Raw genomic sequence first — 22038 nt, 5'->3', positions numbered from 1 at the left:
TGGCGGCTCGGCGCGCGAAGTTGCCCGTCCGCCCATGTCACACGGTTTGCCGACACCCTATCCGGTCACCGCCGGTGGCTGCGAGGGCGGCGGGGCGAACGCGTGCGGCGGGGGAGACGATTCGCGGATGTGTCGGGGGTAGGGACCATACTGCTTACGTGCATCCGGGCAGGGCCGATCGAGAGGGTCGCGAGTTGGACGAGGGAACCGAACAGGATCGGTCCGTCGCCGCCGCGCCCGCGTTTCTCGATGCCAGGGCGCTGATCGGGTGCAGGCACCGGCTGAATATGAACGCCACGCACCCGGAGCTGCTCACCGGCGTTCGCGAGGACGCGGGCGTGCAGCAGCGTCGTGAGGCGGCCGTCGCCCATCGCCTGCGGGTGCGTGACGCCCTGGTCGGTGCCCGTCCGGAACAGTGGGTGGTGATCGATCCGGCGCTGCGCGCGGGCGAGCGCGCCGAATCCACCATGCGCGCCTGCGCGGCGGGCGCGCTGTGCATCTGGGGCGGATTGCTGCCGCAGGAGCCCGATACCGGCCGCCGCGGCGGTGCGGAGATCCTGCTGCGCGATCTGGACCGCGGCGGTTACATCCCGGTGATCGTGGTGAATCACAAGGTCACCGATCCGCGTCAGCCCGAACCGGCCGAGTTCCACCCCACCACCTCCGATCTCTACCACTGGGATCCGCAACCGGATCCGCATCGCAAACTGCGCCAGCAGCCGCGCGATCAGCAGCGCCTGGCCCACCTCTACCGCATGCTGCAACGGCACGGACTGGCCAGCCCCGCCCTGGTCGGCGGGGTGATCGGGTATCACTTCGACCGCATCCTGGTCCACGACCTGACCCACGTGCTCGCCGACTACGACCAGCGCTACGCCGACCGGATCGCGGTGGTGCGCGGCGAGCTGCCGACGGTGCCGTCCAAGGTGCCCGAATGCAGGCAGTGCCCCTGGTGGAACCGCGGCGGCGCCGACGGGCGCGGCTGCGAGGGCTGGTTGATCGACCACCGCGACGTCAGCCTGGTGGCGCCGGGTTCACGCGCCGACGTCTTGCGCGGGCACGGCGTGCAGACCATCGACGATCTGGCCGCCTGGTCCGGTCCCGAACCCGAGGACTGGCAGCACGGCCCGTTCGAAGAAGCCGTGGTCACCGCGCGCGCCTGGATCGGCGGTGCGCCGCTGGTGCGACGATTCGACCAGGTGAAGGTGCGTCGCGCCGACGTGGAGGTCGACGTCGATCTGGAGAGCTACCAGGAGTTCGGCGCGTACCTGTGGGGCACCCTGCTCGACGGCGTGTACCGCCCGTTCGTTACCTGGGACCCGCTGCCCACCGAGGACGAGGGCCGGTCCTTCGGCGAGTTCTGGACCTGGCTGATGCGGGTGCGTGCCGAGGCCACCGCCGCGGGCAAAACCTTTGCCGCCTACTGCTATTCGCGCACAGCCGAGGACAAGTGGCTGTACGAGTCGGCGCGCCGGTTCGCCGGGCAGCCGGGGGTACCGACGGTGGAGCAGGTGCGCGCCTTCGTCGATTCGCCGCAGTGGGTGGACATGTTCCAGGCCGTCACCGAGCAGTTCATCTGCCCGAACGGCAAGGGCCTCAAGAAGATCGCGCCGGTGGCCGGTTTCGCCTGGCGCGATGCCGAGGCCAACGGCGAGGCCTCGATGAGCTGGTACCGGCTCGCGGTCGGCTACGACGGCGAACCCGATCTCACCCAGCGCACCCGGCTGCTCGAATACAACGAAGACGATGTGCGCGCCACCATGGTGCTGCGCGAATGGATGTGCCCACGGGTACCCGGACCGCATCGCGCCGAACTCGAGGTGCCCGCCCTGGCCGATTTCGCGCACGGCCCCGATCTCGCGCAGGTGGGGGACCGCTCGCGGGCGTCGGAGGCGGTCGGCGGCGGCGGTAATATTTCGGCGTGACTGAGCACGTCGAACAACTCGAGTTCCAGGCCGAAACGCATCAGCTGCTCGAGCTGATGATCCACTCGGTCTACTCCAACAAAGACACGTTCCTGCGGGAGCTGATCTCGAACGCTTCCGACGCGCTGGACAAGCTGCGGCTGGAGTCCTACAAGGACAAGGACCTGCACGTCGACACCTCCGACCTGCATATCGAGCTGGAGGTCGACAAGGACGCGCGGGTCCTCACGGTCAAGGACAACGGCATCGGCATGTCGCGCGCCGAGGTGGTGGACCTGATCGGCACGCTCGCCAAGTCGGGCACCGCCCAGCTGCGCAAACAACTCAGCGAGGCCAAGTCCGAGGCCGCCGCCGAGGAGCTGATCGGCCAGTTCGGCATCGGCTTCTACTCGACCTTCATGGTCGCCGACAAGGTCACGCTGACCACCCGCCGCGCCGGTGAGACCGAGGCGACCCGCTGGGTGGCCGAGGCGGGCAGCTCCACCTACACCATCGAAACCGTCGACGACGCCCCGCAGGGCACCGCGGTGACGTTGCAGCTCAAGGCGCCCGACGAGGACGATCACCTCTTCGATTACACCCAGGAGTGGAAGCTCCGCGACATCGTCAAGAAGTACTCCGACTTCATCGCCTGGCCCATCCGCATGCAGGTGGAGCGCACCGTCACCGAGGGTGAGGGCGAGGACAAAAAAGAGAAGACGATCCTCGAAGAGCAGACGCTCAACTCCAGCAAGGCGCTGTGGACCCGCCCCAAGAGCGAGGTCAGCGACGAGGAGTACAAGGAGTTCTACAAGCACGTCAGCCATGCGTGGGACGAACCGCTCGAGACCATCCCGCTCAAGGCCGAGGGCACCTTCGAATATCAGGCGCTGCTGTTCATTCCGTCGACGGCGCCGTTCGATCTGTTCACCCGCGAGCACAAGCGCGGCGTGCAGCTCTACGTCAAGCGGGTGTTCATCATGGACAACTGCGAAGAGCTGATGCCGGAGTACCTGCGCTTCGTCAAGGGTGTGGTGGACGCGCAAGACCTCTCGCTCAACGTCTCCCGCGAGATCCTGCAGCAGGACCGCCAGATCCAGATGATCCGCAAGCGCCTGGTGAAGAAGGTGCTGTCCACGGTCAAGGACCTGCAGGGCGCCGAGGACCAGGGCAAGTACCAGACCTTCTGGCGCGAGTTCGGCCGCGTCCTCAAGGAGGGCCTGCTGTCGGACTTCGACAACCGCGACACCATTCTCGGGGTGTCGTCGTTCGCGTCGACGCACTCCGACTCCGAGCTCACCACGCTCGCCCAGTACGTGGAGCGGATGAAGGACGGCCAGGACGCGATCTACTACATGACCGGCGAATCCCGCCAGCAGGTGGAGAGCTCGCCGCATCTCGAGGCGTTCCAGGCCAAGGGCCTCGAGGTGCTGATCCTGACCGATCCGGTCGACGAGATGTGGGTCGGATCGGTGCCGGAATTCGACGGCAAGCCGTTCAAGTCCATCGCCAAGGGCGAAGTGGATCTGGAGACCGAAGAGGAGAAGAAGGAGTCCGAGCAGCTGCGTGAGCAGCAGGACAAGGAGTTCGCCGAGCTGCTGAGCTGGCTGGGTAAAACCCTCGACGACAACGTCAAGGAGGTGCGCCTGACCAACCGGCTCACCACCTCACCGGCCTGCCTGGTGGGCGACGTCTTCGACTTCACTCCGATGCTGGAGCGGATGTACCGGGCCTCGGGCCAGACGCTGCCGGAGACCAAGCGCATCCTCGAACTCAACCCGACCCACCCGCTGGTGACCGGCCTGCGCGACGCCTACGACGCGCGCAAGCAGGACGCCGACGAGGGCAAGGTCCCCGAGCTCACCGAGACCGCCGAACTGCTGTACGGCACGGCGGTGCTGGCCGAGGGCGGCGAGCTGAAGGATCCGGCGAAGTTCGCCCACATCCTCACCGATCGGCTGACGCGCACGCTCTGATCGGGAGGCGTGGATCGAAATGATCGATCCCGGTCGGCGGATGATCGGTCACCGGTGAGGCGGACCGATCAACGGCCAGGCTGATCTGACGAGGGCGAGGACGGTAGGAATGCCGTCCTCGCCCTCGTTCGTTCTCGCAAATTCATGGTTATCGCGGGCTCGCGGGCGATAGACGTCGGCCTGCCGGCCGGTAAGGGGTAAAGCGTCCCGGCTTTGTACTGCCATGTGTAATGGCTCGGCGTCGGCGGCGATTGATCCGGCTGGAGTGCGCCCCGCACTCCGGACAGGAGATCGATCATGTCGACTACGACCATGACCGGCCGTAGCATCCGCCGGGCACTGGCGAGAACCGCCCTGCTCGGTGCCCTCGCGCTCACCCCGGCCGTGGCGGCCGCGCCCGCGTTCGCCGATCCGGCAGCCGCGACCACCGCGCCGACGACTACCGCTCCCACGACTGCGGCGCCGACGCCGACCACCGCACCCACGACGCCGACCACCGCGCCGACCACGCCGCCGGAGCACAAGCCGCCGAAGTCCTGCCCGGACGGCGGGTTCGATATGGGCACGGGTTGCCCACCCGAGCAGACCGACCCCTATGGTCCCGATGGATACGACGTGCACGGCTATGACCGATTCGGTTACGACCGTTCGGGTTACGACCGTTCCGGGCGCGACAGCTTCGGCCGGGACCGTTGGGGCTACGACCGCAACGGCATCGGCCGCGACGGCTACACCCGCGAGGGCTGCGCCGCCGACGGTAAGGACCGCCCGGATGCCGATCGCGCGGCCTGCGATCGGTGGCGTTCGCGTCCGCCGACCGGCAGCGCGGGCTAGCGAGTTCGCGGCCTGCCGGGGCCGCGCTCCGCGCCATCCGAGCCGCGTGCCTACCGAGCCGCAGCTCTGCCCAGCTCGGTCCGGCCTGCACCGCACACGCGAACGCCCGCCGACCCGCGGGAAGCGGGCGGGCGGGCGTCGAGTGCTACCGCGTGATTACCGCGGCGCCATGCGCAGCGCGCCGTCCATGCGGATGGTCTCGCCGTTGAGGTAGTCGTGCTCGACGATGTACTGCGACAGCTGCGCGTACTCGTCCGGGCGGCCCAGCCGCGACGGGAACGGCACGCCGGCCTCGAGGCCCTTGCGGTACTCCTCGGTGACGCCGGCCAGCATCGGGGTGTCGATGATGCCGGGGGCGATGGTGTTGACCCGGATGCCGAACTGGGCCAGGTCACGCGCGGCCGGAACGGTCATGCCGTGCACGCCGCCCTTGGAGGCCGAGTAGGCGATCTGGCCGATCTGGCCCTCGAACGCGGCGACCGACGCGGTGTTGATGACCACGCCGCGCTGGCCGTATTCGTCGACCGGGTCGGTCTTGGCGATGGCGTCGGCGGCCAGGCGCATCACGTTGAAGGTGCCGAGCAGGTTGACCGTGATGACGGTGCGGAACAGCTCCAGATCGTGCGGGCCGTTCTTGGACAGGATGCGACCGGCCCAGCCGACACCGGCGCAGTTGACCACGATGCGCAGCGGCGCGCCGGATTCGACGACCTTTGCGACGGCGGCGCTGACCTCGTCGTTGCTGGTCACATCGGCCGGAAGGAGGGTGACACCGGCGGGCACGTTGTCGCCGGCCCGCTCGATCGACTGCGGCACGTCGAGTCCGAAGACGGTGGCGCCCAGTTCGGCGAAACGCTTGGCGGTGGCGGCGCCGAGGCCGGACGCGCCTCCGGTGACAATGGCGGCGGAACCCGAAATCTCCACGATGGTCCTCTCGTTCGTGACAAGCCAGTTGGCCCTTCGTCAATTTGCACCCTAACGGGTCGCCGGTGAGGCGCGGATCACCACTCCCTGGCGCCGGGGCCACCACGTCACCAGAATTTACGAACACTGATGTTCGCAGATGGTACGGTCGGCCACATGACATCGAGATTTGGTGGATCGGTCGACGGCCGCCGGGTGCTGATCACCGGTGCGGCCCGCGGCATCGGAGCCGCGCTGGCCAGGCAGTTGTCCGCGCACGGCGCGAAGGTGGCGCTGCTCGGGCTGGAACCGGAACTACTGGCGGAGGTGGCGCGTGAATGCGGCGAGGCGCCGTGGCGCTACTGCGATGTGAGCGACCGCGCCCAGGTGGACGTGGCGGTCGAGGACGTCGTCGGTGAACTGGGTGGGCTCGATGTGGTGGTCGCCAATGCCGGTGTGGCCAAACAGCTTCCGCTGATCGGCGGTGATCCGGAGGTGATGGAGCAGACGCTGGCGGTCAACGTCCTCGGCGTGTACTACACCGTGCGCGCGGCCGGCCCGCACATCTCCCACTCCGACGGGTACGCGCTGGTGGTCTCCTCGCTGGCGGCGGCCGTGCACCTGCCCCTGCTCGGCGCTTACAGTGCGTCCAAGGCCGGTGTCGAGGCGCTCGGCGACACCCTGCGCCACGAGCTGCGCCACACCGGCGCGAAGGTCGGCGTCGCGTACTTCGCCGAACTCGACACCGATATGACCTCGCGCGGATTCGGCACCGACGCCGCGCGCTCGCTGCTCGGCCGCGCCACCGTGTCCGGGGTGGCGCCGCTGGGCCCGGCCATCGACGCCGTCGAACGGGCGATCGCGCGCAGGCGCCGTCAGGTGGTTTCGCCCTGGTGGGTGCGGTTCGTGCTGCCGTTCCGGCCGATCGCGCAGCGGGTCACCGAGCTGGCGTTGCGGCGCGGCGTGGATGAGGCGCTGAGCATCGCGCGCACCGAAGCGGCACCCTTCACCACCGAGCAGCCCGCGCGAACCAGCAGAATGGGTCAGCATCCGCCCGACCGAACACCGGAGTAGCCACCCATGACCGACCCGGCCACCAGTCTCCGCCAGCTGCCGCGCGGCAGGCACGGTCTGCCCCGGGAGCAGGTCGTCGCCTCCCAGCGTGAGCGGATTCTGCAAGCGATGGGCGCGGCGATGGTCGACAACGGTTATGTCGGAACGTCGGTCGCGGCAATCCTGAAGAAGGCCGGGGTGTCGCGCGAGACCTTCTACGAGCAATTCCGTTCCAAGGAAGACTGTTTCGAGGCCGCCTACGAGCGGGCCGTCGATCAGCTGCTCGCCCGGATCGCCGAGACCGACGATGCCGCAGCCGATCCCGGCGACCGGGCGCACACCGATCCCGCCGAGCGGATGCGCAGGCTCTTCGGCACCTACCTCCAGCATCTGGCCGACGATCCGGCCAGTGCCCGGCTGTTCCTGGTGGAGGTCTACGCCGTCGGAGCGAAGGCGGTCGCCCGGCGCATCGAGCTACAGGAGCTGTTCGTGGAACGGATCGCCGAAGTCCTCGACGCCCGCACCCCCGAACAACGCTTCGCCTGCCGAACCCTCGCGGCGGCCGTCGGCTCGATGGTGACAGGCAAGATCGCGACCGACGATCTGCCTGGGCTGCTCGAGCTGCGCGAACCCCTGCTCGACCTCGTCGTTCGCGGCGGGGAACTGTATGGGCAGGCGCTGGCGCGCGGGTGATGTCCGGCGGTATTTCAGTGCAGTTTCTCGGCAGGCTGCTCTGATCCATCCGTTGCCGCGATGCGCTCGGTGAGCGCTGCCCGGCGCCGGGTCAGCGCGTAGAACACCGCGCCCGCGATGACCGGCACGATGATCGCGACGGCCGCGCCGGGCAGGGTGCCGAGGCCCGGCCAGGCGAGCCCGGTGAGCGTCAGCGAGCCGAAGAACAGGAACAGCAGGCCCGAGCCGATGCCGATGGCGTGTTCGGGCAGATGTTTGCCGACCAGGATGCCGGCCGCGATGGCTAGGGCGTCGGCGGCGACCATGCCGATGGTCGAGCCGAGCCAGACGCCGGCCCAGTCGTAATCGGTGGCCAGCGCCGCGGTGGCGAACATGGTGCGGTCGCCCAGTTCGGCGAGGAGGAAGGCCGACAGCACCACCAGGAACGGGGCGGCGGTGGTGAACCGCGAGACCTTGGGGGTTTCCTCTTCGTCGGCCGGATCGAGGTGTTCGCGCAGCGTCCATACGCCGACGGCCAGGAAGGTCAGTGCGGCGACCAGCGCGATCGCCGTGGTCGGCAGCGCCGAGCCGAGGAAGTGGCCGACCGCGACCGAGATGACATGCACCGCGGCGGTGGCGGTGGCGATGCCGCCGAGCACCACCCACCAGCGATAGCGCAGCGCGAACGTCAGCGCCATCAGCTGGGACTTGTCTCCGAGTTCGGCGAGGAAGACGATGCCGATACTCAGCAATACGGTGGCGATCATGTGGCGTGTACTCCCGGGCTCCGGCCAGTCGGCCGGAAAACGGGACGCCTCCGGCCGACAACGAAAAGGTTGTCTCGGCCGAAGGTCTCGCCCACCGGAGGGATTCCGGTTCACGCAGCCGGACCCACGCCACGGACGGCGGCGGATCAGTATGTCGACTACGCGATTGGGGGCTACTCCCCTTCGCTGTGGCCGACTCTACCCGCACCGGCATCGCGACGGCAACTCGGTGTTATCGAAATCGCAATGCGCGCAATAAGTTTGGCGATCCGCGCGGCAGGTTTCGGGTGCCCTTACGCGGCCAGCAGCATAGCCAGAACCGCGGTATCGGGATCGCTGATCGGATCCAGTCCGACCCGGCTGACCAGCGAGGTCACCGTTCCGTCCAGCTCGGCCTCGGCCCACGCGGCCCGGTGTTCCAACCCCAGATGCGGTATGCCGGGCAGCAGCACGCAGCCGGACGCGGCGCCAGTGCATTCGGGCAGCGACGGGTTCGTTTCCGAGGGCGGATGCAGCATCAGCAGGGCCGCGGGCACATGTTCGGCAAACTTGCCCGGCGTCACCGCCGACTCGCCGAGCACCGGACCTTCGGCCACCACCATCCCGACGGTGCCCGGTTCGGGATCATCGGGCAGATCCTCGCGCGCGCCGAACACCGTCGTCGTGGACAGCAGCCCCGGCAGGCTGGCCACCCGCACCGCGAGCACCAGCAGTTGCGCCCATTCCTTGGTGGTGTCGGGCCAGCGCCCGGAGATGACGAAACCCCGCAGAGATCCGCGCGCTTGGAACGGCGTAACGCCGATCTGAACATCACTGCGCATGATGCCTCCCGTCATGGAGCCGGGGGCGACTTTGCCCGTCCTCGAACTGTGGACCTGAAGAATGAACCCGAAGCCATCTGGCACACAAGTACCAAAGACTGCTAGCACGCCCCGGCGCCGACCAGCGAAGGCTTCTCACCAGCACAAACGCAAAGGGGCCGCGACACCATGCGGTATCGCGGCCCCGGGCGCGTTGAACTCTTACCCGAAGATCAGGCCCTTGCCCTGGTTCACGGCCTTGGCGAAGCGGTCCTGCACGTCGGCCCAGTTGACGACGTTCCAGAACGCGGTCACGTAGTCGGCCTTGACGTTCTTGTACTGCAGGTAGAAGGCGTGCTCCCACATGTCGACCTGCAGCAGCGGGATGATGCCGAGCGGCACGTTGGCCTGCTGGTCGTAGAGCTGGAAGGTCAGCAGCTTCTGGCCGAGGGTGTCGTAGCCGAGCACCGCCCAGCCGGAGCCCTGCAGGCCGTTGGCCGCGGCGGTGAACTGCGCGCGGAACTTGTCGAACGAACCGAACTGGTCGTCGATGGCCGCGGCCAGCTCGCCGACCGGCTTGTCGCCACCGTTGGGGGACAGGTTCTTCCACCAGATGGAGTGGTTGACGTGTCCGCCGAGGTGGAACGCGAGGTTCTTCTCGTGCAGGAAGATGGCGCTGTGGTCGCCGGCCTCACGGGCGGCTTCCAGCTTCTCCAGTGCCGTGTTGGCACCGGCGACGTAGGCGGCGTGGTGCTTGGAATGGTGCAGCTCGTTGATCTGCCCGGAGATGTGGGGTTCCAGGGCGCTGTAGTCGTAATCCAGATCCGGCAGCGTGTACTCAGCCACGATGTCCCTTCCTTGTCGGGCCGCGCACTCGCGAACCTCGCGAGCGCTCTCGACCATCATTCGTACACCCGATCGGTTCCAACTTGCCCGGATGCCCCGGCATTCCGGTGACGGTGCTCACTCGGGCGGGCCCGGGCGCTGCCGCGTCACGACATCGGCGAGCAGTAAGAACCGCACTCGTAGCATCGAACCATGTCCGCAAGCGCCTAACTAGTCGGGCGGTCCGGGCTGTGGATCGCGAATGCGGCCTGGGGGCAGGTCGAACCGCTCGTCGGAGCGGATACCCATTCCGGGAACATCAATCGCCGAAACGCCGATGCCGCACACCGGATCTACCCAGCATGCGGCATCTGCTCGTCGGTCGCCCGCTCAGAGCGGTGGGGCGATGCCTGGGCGCCGTGTGCGTGGATCGCCCGCGTCATGTGCCTCCCACCAGCGCTGACCGCCGGCGATGAACTCCGGCAGCGGGATCTGTTTGCCGCGGGGGTCGTGGATGGTGATGCTGTCGAACCACACGCGGACGTCGAGTTCACGCGGGTCGAGGCCCTCTTCCTGGGAGAACTCGAGCACATGCGGCGAGACGCGCTGATCGATCATGGTGTCGAAGCTCAGCAGCTCACTCCACAGCGACCAGCTGCTGTCGTCGATGTCGATGAACTCCCAGCCGTGCAGCCTGCCGCCGCCGAAACTGGTGATGGCATCGCCGAGCCCGTCCAGTTCCAGCGGCAGCACGGTGGGTTCGACGTCGTCCCAGCGGTGGATGCGCAGCGAGGCGGCCACCCGGGTGACGCCGTGGAAGGTCATCCTGACCTTGATATCGGCGGGTGTGGATTCCTGCTTCGGCAGCGTGAGTACTTCGAGGTCGAGTTCCAGTCGGCCGGCGTCGGCATCGACGGCGAGTCCGAGGCACGCGGCCTCCCTCAGCGCGATGTCGATTCCGGCGGTGTCCAATCCGTCAAGTAGCCCCCTGCTCGAGTTCATAGCGCCAGGCTACCGAGATCGCCGCCCAGATCGGCGCATTTCACGTTTTCACTAGAGTTGTCGTTTTTTTATGGAACCGAATCCGGCTCGCTTCCGTCCAAGTACATGTCGGGAGCTTCGACGGCGCAGCTCCCGCACAGGCGGCGGATGACCGCTCCGGGATGGCTGGAGGGGAGTCCCGGATCGGTCGTTCGCAACCGTCGCACGGGGATTTCCCAGTTGAAGCCGCGATAGCGTCAGCCTGTGGACGATGCGCCGGCCGATAGCTGACGCCTGTGGATCAGGTTGTGGAATCTGTGGATAACTACACCGACTTATCCACATCCCCCCAGAAATCGGGGCATCGGTCGGGAGTGGACCCGGCATAACCTACGCGGGGCCCGCTGCCACGGCGCGTCCGAGGCGGGCGGTGTCCGCACCGATGGGCGGGCACGGAAGTCCGCGATCGTACGGCACGCATGGCAGGATCGAACACGTGACGAGCTCCGAGGTCCCGACGGTACCGCTGAACGAGGTGCCAGGTGAATTCGACGACAGTGCGCGCGCTGCCGCGGAGAAGGCGGGCGCGATCCTGCTCGACGTGCGTGAGCCCGACGAGTGGGCGCTCGGCCACGCGCCCGGCGCCGTCCACATCCCGGTGGACGACATCCCCGCCCGGCTGGACGAACTGGACTACGACGCCCAGCTCTACGTCATCTGCCGGCAGGGCGGCCGGTCCTTCGAGGCGGTCAAATACCTGACCCACGTCGGATTCGACGCCGTGTGCGTCGTCGGCGGCATGGTGGAGTGGCAGCGCACGGGCCGCCCGCTGGTCGGCGAGGGCGAGCACGAGCCCAAGATCTACTGACGAAAGAGCGAGGTGCGACGGCATTGAGTACGGTGGTGCAACCCTGTGCGCGCTGCGGCGCGCGCTGGGCCGTACAGCAGGCGGCGCCGATGCACTGGTGCCCGCGTTGCCGTGGCGTACTGCTCTCGCCCGGGCCGATCGACGCCCCCGCCGAACGACGCAATTATCGCTGGGTCGCCCGCAGGCCCGATCATCGTCCGCGCGGCCACGTCGCACCCGTCCGCACCGGGCCGACTCCCACCCCGCACTACACCGAGATCCCGCGCTGGGGCCTGCGCGACGAACCGGCTCGCGAACCCGTCGCCGCCCGGCCACCGCTGAGTGTGCTGGCCGGTTGGCTGCCCGCGCTGCTGATCGCGACGGCACTGATGTTCGCCATCGCGGCGGGCTCCGAACTCGGTCGTTACCTACTGCTGCTGCGCAACCGCACATATCTCATCGATCCACTGCTGTTGAAGTTCTCCGACGCGATGGTCAATGCTTCGGCGCTGTTCGCCGCGGTGCTGGCATTGCTCGCCGCGGTCGCTGCCGTCGGCTGGCTGATCCAGGCTCGGCGGGCCGTCTACGACGGTCGTGGCCTGCGCGATCCGCGGTCGCCGCGGATGCTGGTGCTCGGCTGCGTGATTCCCGTGGTCAACCTGTTGTGGCCGGGTGTGTTCCTGAGCGAGATGGTGGCCGACCGTGACGACCCGCGGCCGCTGCGCGCCGTGCGCGTGTGGTGGGCGATCTGGGTGTTCGGCGGAGTCTGCGCGACCGCCGCGCTGGCATGGCGCGGCGCCGACTCGCTGCAGGCCGAGGCCGACGGCGTGCTGTTCACCGCGTTCACCGATGCCGTCGCGGTGGCGGTGGCGGTGGCGACGCTGTGGGTGGTGCGCGTCGTGGAGGGCCGGGATCTGCTCGGGCGCGCCCATATCGGGCACCGCTGGGTGGTGGCCGCGGACCCGGCGGTGCCCGTCATCGAACCGGTGCAGCCGGGATCGGCTACCGTCGCAGCCCGGGCCGCTACCGCTCGCGACGACGCAGGCGCGGCACGGGACGGCGCCGTCGCTGCCGGGGACGACGCCGACGCGGAGCCCGCGGCCGAGCCGAGTGCGGAGGCGGCCGATCGTGAGCATCAGGAGCAGGAGGTCGTGGCGAAGTGAGCCAGCCCAATCGCGCACCGTTCGTCGTCGCGCATCGCGGCGCGTCCGCCGAACGCCCCGAGCACACCCTCGCCGCCTATGAGCTGGCCCTGCAGGAGGGCGCCGACGGCGTCGAATGCGATGTGCGGTTGACCAGGGACGGTCATCTGGTCTGCGTGCACGACCGCACCGTCGACCGGACGTCCTCGGGCACCGGCCTGGTCAGCGAACTCACCCTGGACGAGTTGAAAGCCCTGGACTTCGGCACCGCGGACGAACCGGCCTCGGTGCTCACCCTCGCCGAACTCATCTCGCTCGTGCTCGACTGGCGCAGCCGCCCCACCAAGCTGTTCATCGAAACCAAACACCCCGTGCGCTACGGCGCGCTGGTGGAGAACAAGCTGCTGGCCGAATTGCAGCGTTTCGGCATCGCCACCCCGGCCTCGGCCGATCACTCCAGGGCAGTGGTCATGTCGTTCGCCGCCACCGCGGTCTGGCGGATCCGCCGCGCCGCGCCGCTGCTGCCGACCGTGCTGCTCGGCGAGTCCTCGCGCTACCTGGGCGGCAGCGCGGCCACCACGGTCGGCGCCACCGCCGTCGGCCCGTCGGTGAAGACCCTGCGCGAGCACCCCGACCTGGTGGACAAGGCCGCCGCCGCGGGCCGCGCCACCTACTGCTGGACCGTCGACGACCCCGAGGACGTCCGGCTGTGCGCCGACCTCGGCGTCAGCTGGGTGGCGACCAACCATCCGGGACGGACGAAGGCGCTGCTGGCCACCGCCTGAGGCGGTCAGGGCCCGGAGGCGGTAGCGGAGCGTAACCAGGCAGCGGCGCCGGCTCGGGAGCGATTCGGATCCCGCCTCGGCCGGTCGAGGCGCGGACGGCGCGGCGCCGGCGTCACCATGAAGGACCAGGCGCTCGGGCGCGATCGAGCCCACGTGAACCGATGGGCGACGGCGGTCGGGCCGAGTGCGTGGCGCGCGGAGCGGGCGGCCGTGACCGGTGTAGTTTGACCAGCCGTGGGTAAGAGCAAGCGCAACAGTCCGAAGCCCGGCGGGAACCGGGCCCAGCGTCTCGCGGAGCGGCGAGCCGCGCTGGAACAGGCCGCCAACGCCGTCACACGCCCGTTCGAGGGTCTGGCCGCCGAATGCGATCTCGTCGCGTTGCGCGAGTTCGTGCCGTCGGCGACCGCGACCCTGAAGCTATCGCCCGGCGCCGCCGCCGAACGTGAGGTCGTGCTCGCGACGGTGCTGCCCGGTGCGGTCGCCGCGCTGGTGCGCGCCGGCGACGAGCCGACCGGCTATGTCGGGGTGCAGGTGCAGGCCGAGGGGGAGAACCCGGCCGCCGATCTCGCCGCGGCGATCCTGTGGACCCAGTCGGCCGAGCCGGGTGAATCGCTGCCCGCCGCCGCGAGTGTCGAAGGTGGGCCGACGCTGGCCGACGTCATCGATCCGGGCGCCGCGCTGGAGCTGACGGTGCATCAGGATTTCGACTGGTGGGTGCCCGAAGGTGTGGAGCCCGATCCGCAGGTGGCCGCCACCATCGAGCAGGCCAAGCAGGCGATCATGCCCTCGGACCGGCTCGATCTCGGTGCCGACGCGGTCGGCGCGGCCTGGTGGGTCGACGCGGGTGAGAAGGCACATCTGCGCTGGGTGCGCCCGGAGCCCGAAGACGATCTGATGCTGGCGCTGGCCCGGCTGCACGCCGCCGGCGGTCTGCATCTCGGTGAGGGTTCGCGTTTCGCGGGTTCGTTCCGTACCCATGGGCTGCTGGTGCCGGTGTTCGATCTGGATCCCGAGCGGCATGCCACCGAATGGACCGCGCCCGCAGTCGAGTTCGGTGAACGGCTGGCGCAGGCGCTGGCCTCGGATGCGCCGATGTCGGCCGAGGAACGGCGTTCGCGGGATGGGTTGCGTTCGCGGCAGGTCACCCTGCGCTGAGGCGAGAGTGCCGCGCTCGGTGAGCCGGCGCGGCGAAAAATACGAAGACGGCTTCGGTGCCCGGCGATCGGCCGGCCCGGAGCCGTCGCTGTTCGGCGCCACGAATTCCATCGTAGTAATTTTGTGAAAAACGCTCCTTTCTAATCTTGGCTCGGTTACGTTCTCTGCATCACCGAAAGCTGGTGTAGGTGAGGGAAACCTCACCGGCCGATGAGGAAAGTAGGGAAAACCATGGACGCCATTCTCGAGCTCCTGACCACGCTTATCAGCAGCCTGAGCGCCAGCGCGGGCTGAGCAGTGTGCAATTCGGCGGGCCCAGCACTTCGCGAAGTGCTGGGCCCGCCGTCGCTCGGTGGTGCGTTTGTTTCTAGACCGACCCACCCGCGGCCGACGGCGCACCCGAAGTGTTGCTGGGGCCGCTCATTTCGCGGGCGATGAATTCCTCCAGATCGAACAGGTTCGATCCGGCGCGATCGGCGATGGTGAGGAGGGTGTTCATATTGGCCACCTCCTCGACCTGCTCCTTCAGGAACCACTGCATGAACTGCTCGCCGAGGTAATCGCCCTCTTCGCGAGCGGTGCTCGCCAGCTGGATGATCTGCTCGGTGACCGCCTTCTCCTGGGCGAGCGCCAAGGCGATGGGTTCGCGGGCATTCTCGAAATGCGATTTCGCGGCATCGACTCCGCCGAGTTCGATGCTGATATCGCGATCGAGGAAGTACTGCACGATCATCATCGCGTGGTTACGTTCTTCGACGGCCTGGGCGTAGAAGCGCTTTGCCAACTGCGGCAGGTCGGCATTGTCGAACCAAACCGCAATCGCGATGTATTGATGCTCGGCATTGAATTCATGCCGGATCTGATCGTGAAGCAGGCTGTGGAATTTGCTGCGTGGGGTTTCCGGATGGCTGGACATGACACAGACGTTATCGCTGGTCAGCGCGCTTGTCATCCAAGTCGACCCTTATTGAGGATAGTGTTTCCTAATTTAGTTGCGTACTGTCCCAGCCATTTTGGGCGCGGAGTTGCCGGCCGGTGCGATCGTGGTCGGCAGTTCACGGGCAGCGAATTCCTCCACGTCGAACAGGTTGCCCGCGGCGCGTTCGAGCACCGTCAGCAGCGTCGTCATGGCGGCGACCTCGTCGAGTTGCTGCTCCAGGAACCACTGCATGAACTGCTCGCCGAGATAGTCGCCCGAGGCGCGCGCGGCCTTGGCGCAATCCACCGTCTGATCGGTCAGCGTCTGCTCCCGCGCGTGCAGGAAAGCGATTGCGGCATGCGGGGATTCGAACGTCGGCCGCACCTCGTCCAAGCCGCCGACGGTGACCTCGAGATCGCGGTCGAGCAGGTGCTGGATCATGCGTAGCGCATGCCCGCGATGCTCGCCGGAGCGGCCGTAGCAATGTCGGGCCAACTGGGGCAGCCGGTTCGCCTCGAAGTACACCGCGGCGGCCAGATACTGCTGGGCCGCAGTGAATCCGTGGCGGATCTGATCGCGCAGCAGGGCCGGGAACGACCGGCCACCATCGATGTCGGGCATGTGGTCGACGTTACTCGCCGCGCAGATCCTCCGGAATGGGTTGCCCGGCCGCGAGGGCCTCGAAGAACCGGCTCGCGTTGGCCTTGTCCCACAGCAGCACATTGCCGCTGGAGGTGTCGCTGAAGCCGCCGATCGGCACCGTCGTCGCCAGCGTGTCGCCGCGCAGCGCCCAGCCCAGCCGAGCCAGATCCCAGATGTGGTCGCCGTTGTCGACGGTCAGCGAACGGGCGGTATCGCGGGCCATCGGCCACAGCCGGAACGGATTGGCCAGGGTGCTCGCGCTGGTGGCCTTTTCCAGCAAGGCGGACAGGAACAGTCGCTGGTTGTTCATCCGGTCGATATCGGCGAGCGCGGTGGCGCGGGTGCGCACGAAACCCAGCGCCTGCGGGCCGTCGAGAGTCTGGCAGCCCGCGGCCAGATTGATGCCGGCGAGCGGGTCGTCGATGGGTTGCGGTACGCACACGTCGATCCCGCCCAACGCGTCGACCACGCCGGCGAACCCGGCGAAGCCGATCTGCGCGTAGTGGTCGATATGGAGTCCGGTGGCGATCTCCACCGACTGAACCAGCAGCTGCGGGCCGCCGAACGCGAAGGAGGCGTTGAGCTTGTCCTGGCCGTAGCCGGGAATGCTGACGTAGGAGTCGCGCGGCAGGCTCACCAGTGTGGTGCGCCCCGAGGGCGGCACATGCACCAGGATGATCGTGTCGGTGCGCTCCGGACCCACCTCGCCACCGGTGGCCAGGCCCTGTTCCTGATCGGCGGTGAGCCCGGACCGGCTGTCGGAACCGACCAGCAACCAATTGGTGCCGGGCGTGTCGCCGACCCGATCGGCGTAATCGGACAGCGCGTCGATGCGGTGCAGAGTGCGGTCGAGCTGGATGATCGCGGTCACGATCAGCAGCGCGAACACCACGAGCATGACCAGGAACCAGCGGAACAGATGCCGTTTGCGCTTGGGCCGTGGCGGCCGCGGCGCCCGGCCGGCACCACGCGGCGGCCGGCTCGGCGGAGGCGGGGGAACATCGCGACGCCTGCGCGGCGGTTCGTCCTCGCGGAACGGAACGGGTTTCTGCGTCGGCGCGTGAGTGGACGCCCGACGCGGGGGTTCGGCGGGGGCGTAGGCGGGATCGCGGGCCGCGATCGTTTCGCGCACGGTACGTCCGTCCCGCGCGGGCGGCTGATCGGCGGGCGCTTCGGGCACCTGCGACCACGCCAACGGCGCGGCGTGCTCACGGCCGTCGCGATGCAGCACCTGCGTCGGTTCGATATGGCGCGGCTCCCGCGGGCCCGGACCAGCTCGACCGTCCTTACGCAGGTCGGCCGGGTAATCAGGCCGGTGCAGGACCGGCTCGGCGGGCTGCGGCCCCGCGCCCGCGCGCCTCGTCGGTCCGCCGCGGTGCGGTCCGGGGCGGTCGGCCTGCGGGCCCGCGGCGGCGGGATCGCGCGGGGCACCCGGCCGAGCGTTCGGAGCGGGATCGGCATGGCTTGGACGGTCCGAGCCGGGGCGGCGTGGGTCGGGGATCGCTGCGCCGGAACGTCCGGCGTCGGGGCGTCGGGAATCAGCACCGCCGGCGGTCGGGCGCCCTGGTGCGCGCGGGGTCGGCTCGGGACGGCTTGGGCCGGGCCGGTCGGTGGCGCGGGGTGCGCCGGGATGCCCGGGGTCGGGGCGGTCCGAATCCGGCCGACGGATACCTGGGTCGCCCTCGGGGTATCGCCGATCCGTAGGTCGAGCGGCTGGGCCGGGCCGGCGCGGATCCGGGCCCGGCTGCCCGGATCGCTCGCCCGGTGCCGGGTGCGAGCCGGGGCGTTCCTGAGCCGGCCGATGGGAGCCGGGCTGGTCTATCGGGTGGCGGTCGGCGGACCGAGGGCCCGGCCTGCGTGGATCCGCGTCGGGACGCTCACCCGGTGTCGCGGGCCTGCCTGATTCCGCGGGTGGCCTGCGCATGCCCGGTTCGGGCGATCGCGCGCCGGGTCGACCGGGCGCCTGCGGCGGGACCCGGCGCCTCCGTGGGTCGTCGCCGTTCATCATGTCGCACTCTACTTACCCATTTCGGCGGTGTTTGTTACCCGACGGCGCGTCGAGGTCGATCGCACCCGCTGTCGCTGCTCACGGCAGCCAGCCGACCCGTCCGCGCAGCACCGTGTACCCGATGTAGGCGACCGCATCGATCAACGCGTGCGCGATCACCAGCGGCCAGAGCCGGCCGGTGCGCTGCCAGTAGCGGCCGAAGATCAGGCCCATCACGATATTGCCGAGGCCGCCGCCGAGGCCCTGGTAGAGGTGGTAGCTGCCGCGCAGCAGGGCCGAGGCGAGCAGGGAACGGTTGTCCGACCAGCCCAGCGCCCGCAGCCGGGTGATCAGGTACGCCACCACGATGATCTCCTCGGCGGCGGAGTTGGCGCAGGCGGACAGGATCAGCGCGGGCAGTCGCCACCAGTGCTCGTCAAGGGCGCTGGGCACGATCGTCACGCTGACGCCCGCCGCATGCGCGATCAGGTACAGAGCCAGCCCCGGCAGCCCGATCACCGCCGCCAGCACCAGGCCGTGCAGCACATCCGGCCGCCAGCGCGCCTTGGCCAGACCGATGGCACGCGGGCCGATGCCGCTGCGCCAGAGCAGGTAGAGCCCGAGCCCGGCCCACGCTGTCAGCCGCAGTACGCCGAGCAGTTGGAACAGCAGGTCGATGGTCGACTGCGCCGAGCGCGAGGCATTGAGCGCGACGGTCTGCTCGTCCACACCTCCCGGTGCGAGGGCGCTCTCCACCAGCGACAATGCGGCGTTGAGTCCGCTCAGCCCGAAGGTGACGCCGAGCACCACCAGGATCTCGAGCCGGATACCGGTGCGTTCCCGGTCGGTCGGCTCACCGGTTTCCGTCGGGCCGAGGTCATCGCGCATGCAGCCGAATCTATTGCCCGGGTCCGTGGGAGGCGGTGTCAGATGCGGCGCAGTCCGTTGAGGAAAGGGCAGCCCGCCAGCAGACGCACCGCTCGGCTCAGCGATTCGACGTCGTCGGCCGGCGCGGCGAAGGGCAGGCGCACGTCGTGATCGCCGTCTTCGCCTTCCACGCGCAGAGTGAGCCCGTAGCGGTCGATGGCGAGCGGGTGCACACTGCCGCGCTGCAACCGGGGCGGCAAATGCCGGGCCAGTTGCGCGATGACGTCGGCGTGGTCGGCGTCCATATGCTGCAACCAGGCCGATTCCATCGAGCAGAACGGGTCGGGCCGGGCCATCCGCAGATCCTCCACGCACACCGATTCGGCGCCGGTGGAATCGGCGACCACGGCCGAGTTGATCACCAGTCGCAACAGGGTGGCGGTGTGGCCGACGTCGAGCAGGCCCGGATCGGGGTTCTCCTTGGCGACCTCGGTCGCCAGCGCGCGCTGCGCCTGCGTCGGCACGGCCCGCACCCAGCCGCGCAGCCATACCAGCGCGCGCACGGGTTCGCGCAGCGGCAGCGGCGCGTGGTCGGTGAGTTCGAGGACGGCGGGCGCGCCCGCGGCACCGGAGGCGGCGGCGTGCGCGGCGGCGCTGTCGCGGGGCACGGCGATCACGGCGTCACCGCATTCGCGCAGATGATGCACCGAGGTGGGGATCGGATCGGTGCCGGGCAGGGCCAGCACCGAATACTCGGCATGCGCACAGGCGCTGCGCACCCGCTCGGCGGTCGTCGGTGCGCTGATCGTCTCCGGCATTGAAACCTCCACTGGGTGAACGTGCCCCACTTCACAGGTGCGCAATTAGGTTAACCTAACCTAAGCGAACGTGGGGATGCGCGCAACATCTGGCCGGTGGGTAAGTTGAAGGCCATGAGCAGCGAGCCGGTTCTGGTCGCCTTGACCGTCCCCGCGCGACGGCACCTGGCCGACGGTCTTGTCGTCCCCCTCGGGTCGGCGCCCGCGGGACGCGGCATCGCGGCCGAGCTCGAGGTTGCCGAGATCGCCGACATTCTCGCCGAAGCCGCCCACTCCGACACCGGCGTGATCGCGCGGACCGACGATCCGCAGCGCGCGCTGGCCATCGTCGCCGGTACCGCCGCCGCGCTGTGCGGCGAGGACATCCGCACCGCGCTGACCACCCCCGATGTCGGATTCCTCACCGGTTTGAAGCCGCAGGCGATCGAGGCCGTGCGCGGGGTTCTGCTGGCCATCGAGACCAGTCATCCCCAGGAACTGGCTCAGGAGCTCACCGAGCTGCTGGCTCCGGTCGCCGACTGATAGCCCAGCCGTTCCCGGCCTCGGGAAGTCGGCCGAACGCGCGGCCTCGCGCAAGTAATCTCGTAGGCGTGCCGCGAATAGCGTATTTCGGGCCCTCCGGAACCTTCACCGAGATGGCCCTCGCCGAACTCGAGAACTCGGGGGCCTTCGACGGGCCGGTCGAGCGGATCGCCGCGCCCAGTCAGGGCGCCGCGCTCGACCTGATCCGCTCCGGCGACGTCGACGGCGCCGTGGTGCCGATCGAGAGTTCGGTGGAGGGCTCGATCCCGGCCACCCTGGATTCGCTGGCCGTCGGCCCGCGGCTACAGATCATCGCCGAAGCCGAACTCGAGGTGAGCTTCGCGATCCTGGCCCGCCCGGGCACGCGGCTCGACGAGGTCACCTCGGTGGCCGCGTACCCGGTGGCGGCCGCGCAGGTGCGGCTGTGGCTGGCACGTCATCTACCCGGAGCCACCAGCTATGTGTCGGCGTCGAACGCCGCCGCCGCCGAGGATGTGCTGGCCGGGCGCGCGGATGCCGCGGTGTCCACCACGCTGGCCGGGCAACGCCTCGGACTGGTGCCGCTGGCCGAGGGCGTCGCCGATCACGAGGACGCGATCACCCGTTTCGTGCTCGTCACCAAGCCACGGGTGGCACCGCAGGCCACCGGCGCCGACCGCACCTCGATCGTGCTCGAGCTACCGAACGAACCGGGCGCGCTGATGCGGGCATTCGGTGAGTTCTCCACCCGCGGCATCGATTTGACCCGGATCGAATCGCGGCCGACCCGCACCGGGATGGGCACCTACCGGTTCTATCTGGACTGCGTCGGCCATATCGACGACGCCGCGGTCGCCGAAGCGCTCAAGGCGCTGCACCGCACGGCGCGTATCCGTTTCCTCGGCTCCTGGCCGGCCACCTCGCCCACCGGGACGCCGCCGCCGTCGGATGAGGAAGCCGCGCAGTGGCTGACCCGATTACGAAAGGGGGTTGCCGACCTGTGACAGGCAAGCTGATTCTGGTGCGGCACGGTGAGACCGAAGGCAATGTCGCACGGATGCTCGATACCAGTCTGCCCGGACTGCCGCTCACCGAACGCGGTGCGGCACAGGCGAAGACCTTCGCCTCCCGGCTGGTCGTGCCGCCGCGGCTGCTGCTGTCCTCGCAGGCGCTGCGGGCCAGGCAGACCGCGAGCTACATCGAGGCCGCGACCGGTATCCCGGCCGGCGTGCTCGACGGCGTGCACGAGGTGCAGGTCGGTGATCTGGAGGGGGAGAGCAGCCAGCGGGCGCACGAGCTGTTCCTCCGGGTCTACCGGTCCTGGCATGAGGGCGAACTGACGCACCGGTTGCCCGGCGGCGAATCGGGTCAGGACGTGCTCGATCGTTTCCTGCCCGCCATCACCGACCTGCGCGACCGATACCTGCTCGACGACGCCGGTGACGTGCTGCTGGTCAATCACGGCGCCGCCATGCGCCTGGTCGCGCGGACACTGACCGGCGTGGCGCCGCCGTTCACCATCGACAACCATCTCGACAACACCGAGACCATCGAGCTGGCCCCGCGTCCCGACGGCAGCTGGGAATGCGTGCGCTGGGGCCGGTTCACCCCGCCGTTCGGGCGCGCGCCGGCCTTGGGCTCCGACGACCCGATGGGGTGA

The 22038-nt window shown here is 69.0% G+C and carries 22 protein-coding genes; 12 read left to right on the top strand and 10 right to left on the bottom strand.

Going from position 1 to position 22038, the window contains the following annotated elements:
• Positions 1 to 287 precede the first annotated feature (287 nt).
• From FEK34_RS11975 to FEK34_RS30405, 3 genes are all read left to right on the top strand, one after another.
• Entirely contained in the window at positions 288 to 1925 is a 1638-nt protein-coding gene (locus FEK34_RS11975) for a TM0106 family RecB-like putative nuclease (RefSeq protein ID WP_249359089.1), read from the top strand.
• Positions 1922 to 3880 carry a molecular chaperone HtpG gene (gene htpG / locus FEK34_RS11970; RefSeq protein ID WP_138447897.1) on the top strand — a complete coding sequence of 653 codons (1959 nt, stop codon included), beginning with the start codon at positions 1922 to 1924 and terminating at the stop codon, positions 3878 to 3880. The genes FEK34_RS11975 and htpG overlap by 4 nt, the downstream gene beginning before the upstream one ends.
• Before the next feature lie 297 nt (positions 3881 to 4177).
• Positions 4178 to 4714 (top strand): hypothetical protein, encoded by a 537-nt coding sequence (locus FEK34_RS30405; protein ID WP_138447896.1) that lies wholly within the window; start codon positions 4178 to 4180, stop codon positions 4712 to 4714.
• 156 nt (positions 4715 to 4870) lie between these two features.
• Here FEK34_RS30405 and FEK34_RS11960 read toward each other — a convergent pair whose 3' ends face one another.
• Positions 4871 to 5638, bottom strand: coding sequence for an SDR family NAD(P)-dependent oxidoreductase (locus tag FEK34_RS11960; RefSeq protein ID WP_104360249.1), 768 nt, complete (start codon positions 5636 to 5638; stop codon positions 4871 to 4873).
• A gap of 156 nt (positions 5639 to 5794) precedes the next feature.
• On the opposite strand from FEK34_RS11960, the gene FEK34_RS11955 reads away from it, so the two are divergent.
• Positions 5795 to 6691: an SDR family NAD(P)-dependent oxidoreductase gene (locus tag FEK34_RS11955; protein ID WP_138447895.1), complete on the top strand. Its 897-nt coding sequence runs from the start codon at positions 5795 to 5797 to the stop codon at positions 6689 to 6691.
• 6 nt (positions 6692 to 6697) lie between these two features.
• The gene (locus tag FEK34_RS11950) at positions 6698 to 7363 is read left to right on the top strand and encodes a TetR/AcrR family transcriptional regulator (protein ID WP_138447894.1); all 666 of its coding nucleotides are present in this window, start codon (positions 6698 to 6700) and stop codon (positions 7361 to 7363) included.
• Positions 7364 to 7377: 14 nt separating this feature from the next.
• On the opposite strand, the gene FEK34_RS11945 is transcribed toward FEK34_RS11950, so the two are convergent.
• From FEK34_RS11945 to FEK34_RS11930, 4 genes are all read right to left on the bottom strand, one after another.
• On the bottom strand, positions 7378 to 8109 hold the full coding sequence (locus tag FEK34_RS11945; protein WP_138447893.1) for a TMEM165/GDT1 family protein: 732 nt from the start codon (positions 8107 to 8109) through the stop codon (positions 7378 to 7380).
• A 293-nt stretch (positions 8110 to 8402) separates the two neighbouring features.
• A complete protein-coding gene (locus tag FEK34_RS11940; protein ID WP_138447892.1) occupies positions 8403 to 8930 on the bottom strand; it encodes a peptidase in 528 nt (175 codons plus the stop codon).
• A gap of 201 nt (positions 8931 to 9131) precedes the next feature.
• Positions 9132 to 9755, bottom strand: a complete 624-nt coding sequence (locus tag FEK34_RS11935) for a superoxide dismutase (RefSeq protein ID WP_014348386.1) — start codon at positions 9753 to 9755, stop codon at positions 9132 to 9134.
• A 369-nt stretch (positions 9756 to 10124) separates the two neighbouring features.
• Positions 10125 to 10736: a hypothetical protein gene (locus FEK34_RS11930; protein WP_171048161.1), complete on the bottom strand. Its 612-nt coding sequence runs from the start codon at positions 10734 to 10736 to the stop codon at positions 10125 to 10127.
• 475 nt (positions 10737 to 11211) lie between these two features.
• Here FEK34_RS11930 and FEK34_RS11925 point away from each other — a divergent pair, with 475 nt between their 5' ends.
• The 4 genes from FEK34_RS11925 (at position 11212) to FEK34_RS11910 (ending at position 14644) form a co-directional block, all read left to right on the top strand.
• Positions 11212 to 11583 (top strand): rhodanese-like domain-containing protein, encoded by a 372-nt coding sequence (locus FEK34_RS11925; protein WP_138447891.1) that lies wholly within the window; start codon positions 11212 to 11214, stop codon positions 11581 to 11583.
• A 32-nt stretch (positions 11584 to 11615) separates the two neighbouring features.
• Positions 11616 to 12725 (top strand): DUF4328 domain-containing protein, encoded by a 1110-nt coding sequence (locus tag FEK34_RS11920; protein WP_249359087.1) that lies wholly within the window; start codon positions 11616 to 11618, stop codon positions 12723 to 12725.
• Positions 12722 to 13489 carry a glycerophosphodiester phosphodiesterase gene (locus FEK34_RS11915; RefSeq protein ID WP_138447890.1) on the top strand — a complete coding sequence of 256 codons (768 nt, stop codon included), beginning with the start codon at positions 12722 to 12724 and terminating at the stop codon, positions 13487 to 13489. Before FEK34_RS11920 ends, FEK34_RS11915 begins: the two co-directional genes overlap by 4 nt.
• 234 nt (positions 13490 to 13723) lie before the next feature.
• Positions 13724 to 14644, top strand: a complete 921-nt coding sequence (locus FEK34_RS11910; protein WP_138447889.1) for a DUF5926 family protein — start codon at positions 13724 to 13726, stop codon at positions 14642 to 14644.
• A 367-nt stretch (positions 14645 to 15011) separates the two neighbouring features.
• Here FEK34_RS11910 and FEK34_RS11905 read toward each other — a convergent pair whose 3' ends face one another.
• From FEK34_RS11905 to FEK34_RS11885, 5 genes are all read right to left on the bottom strand, one after another.
• Positions 15012 to 15560, bottom strand: a complete 549-nt coding sequence (locus FEK34_RS11905) for a ferritin (RefSeq protein WP_138447888.1) — start codon at positions 15558 to 15560, stop codon at positions 15012 to 15014.
• Between the two features lie 72 nt (positions 15561 to 15632).
• Positions 15633 to 16184, bottom strand: a complete 552-nt coding sequence (locus tag FEK34_RS11900) for a ferritin (RefSeq protein WP_138447887.1) — start codon at positions 16182 to 16184, stop codon at positions 15633 to 15635.
• Between the two features lie 10 nt (positions 16185 to 16194).
• Positions 16195 to 17436, bottom strand: a complete 1242-nt coding sequence (locus FEK34_RS11895; RefSeq protein WP_138448137.1) for an LCP family protein — start codon at positions 17434 to 17436, stop codon at positions 16195 to 16197.
• Between the two features lie 855 nt (positions 17437 to 18291).
• A complete protein-coding gene (locus tag FEK34_RS11890) occupies positions 18292 to 19080 on the bottom strand; it encodes a CPBP family intramembrane glutamic endopeptidase (protein WP_138447886.1) in 789 nt (262 codons plus the stop codon).
• Positions 19081 to 19118: 38 nt separating this feature from the next.
• Complete coding sequence (locus FEK34_RS11885) at positions 19119 to 19877, bottom strand: DUF2470 domain-containing protein (protein WP_138447885.1); 759 nt, start codon at positions 19875 to 19877, stop codon at positions 19119 to 19121.
• Positions 19878 to 19973: 96 nt separating this feature from the next.
• On the opposite strand from FEK34_RS11885, the gene FEK34_RS11880 reads away from it, so the two are divergent.
• The 3 genes from FEK34_RS11880 (at position 19974) to FEK34_RS11870 (ending at position 22038) form a co-directional block, all read left to right on the top strand.
• Positions 19974 to 20399 (top strand): hypothetical protein, encoded by a 426-nt coding sequence (locus FEK34_RS11880; protein WP_249359017.1) that lies wholly within the window; start codon positions 19974 to 19976, stop codon positions 20397 to 20399.
• Positions 20400 to 20467: 68 nt separating this feature from the next.
• Complete coding sequence (pheA, locus tag FEK34_RS11875) at positions 20468 to 21382, top strand: prephenate dehydratase (protein WP_138447884.1); 915 nt, start codon at positions 20468 to 20470, stop codon at positions 21380 to 21382.
• Complete coding sequence (locus FEK34_RS11870; protein WP_138447883.1) at positions 21379 to 22038, top strand: histidine phosphatase family protein; 660 nt, start codon at positions 21379 to 21381, stop codon at positions 22036 to 22038. The genes pheA and FEK34_RS11870 overlap by 4 nt, the downstream gene beginning before the upstream one ends.

Source organism: Nocardia cyriacigeorgica (assembly GCF_005863245.1).
Classification (GTDB): Bacteria; Actinomycetota; Actinomycetes; order Mycobacteriales; family Mycobacteriaceae; genus Nocardia; species Nocardia cyriacigeorgica_C.
The sequence above is the reverse complement of the archived record's forward strand: the minus strand, read 5'-3'. Positions and strand labels throughout refer to the sequence as shown.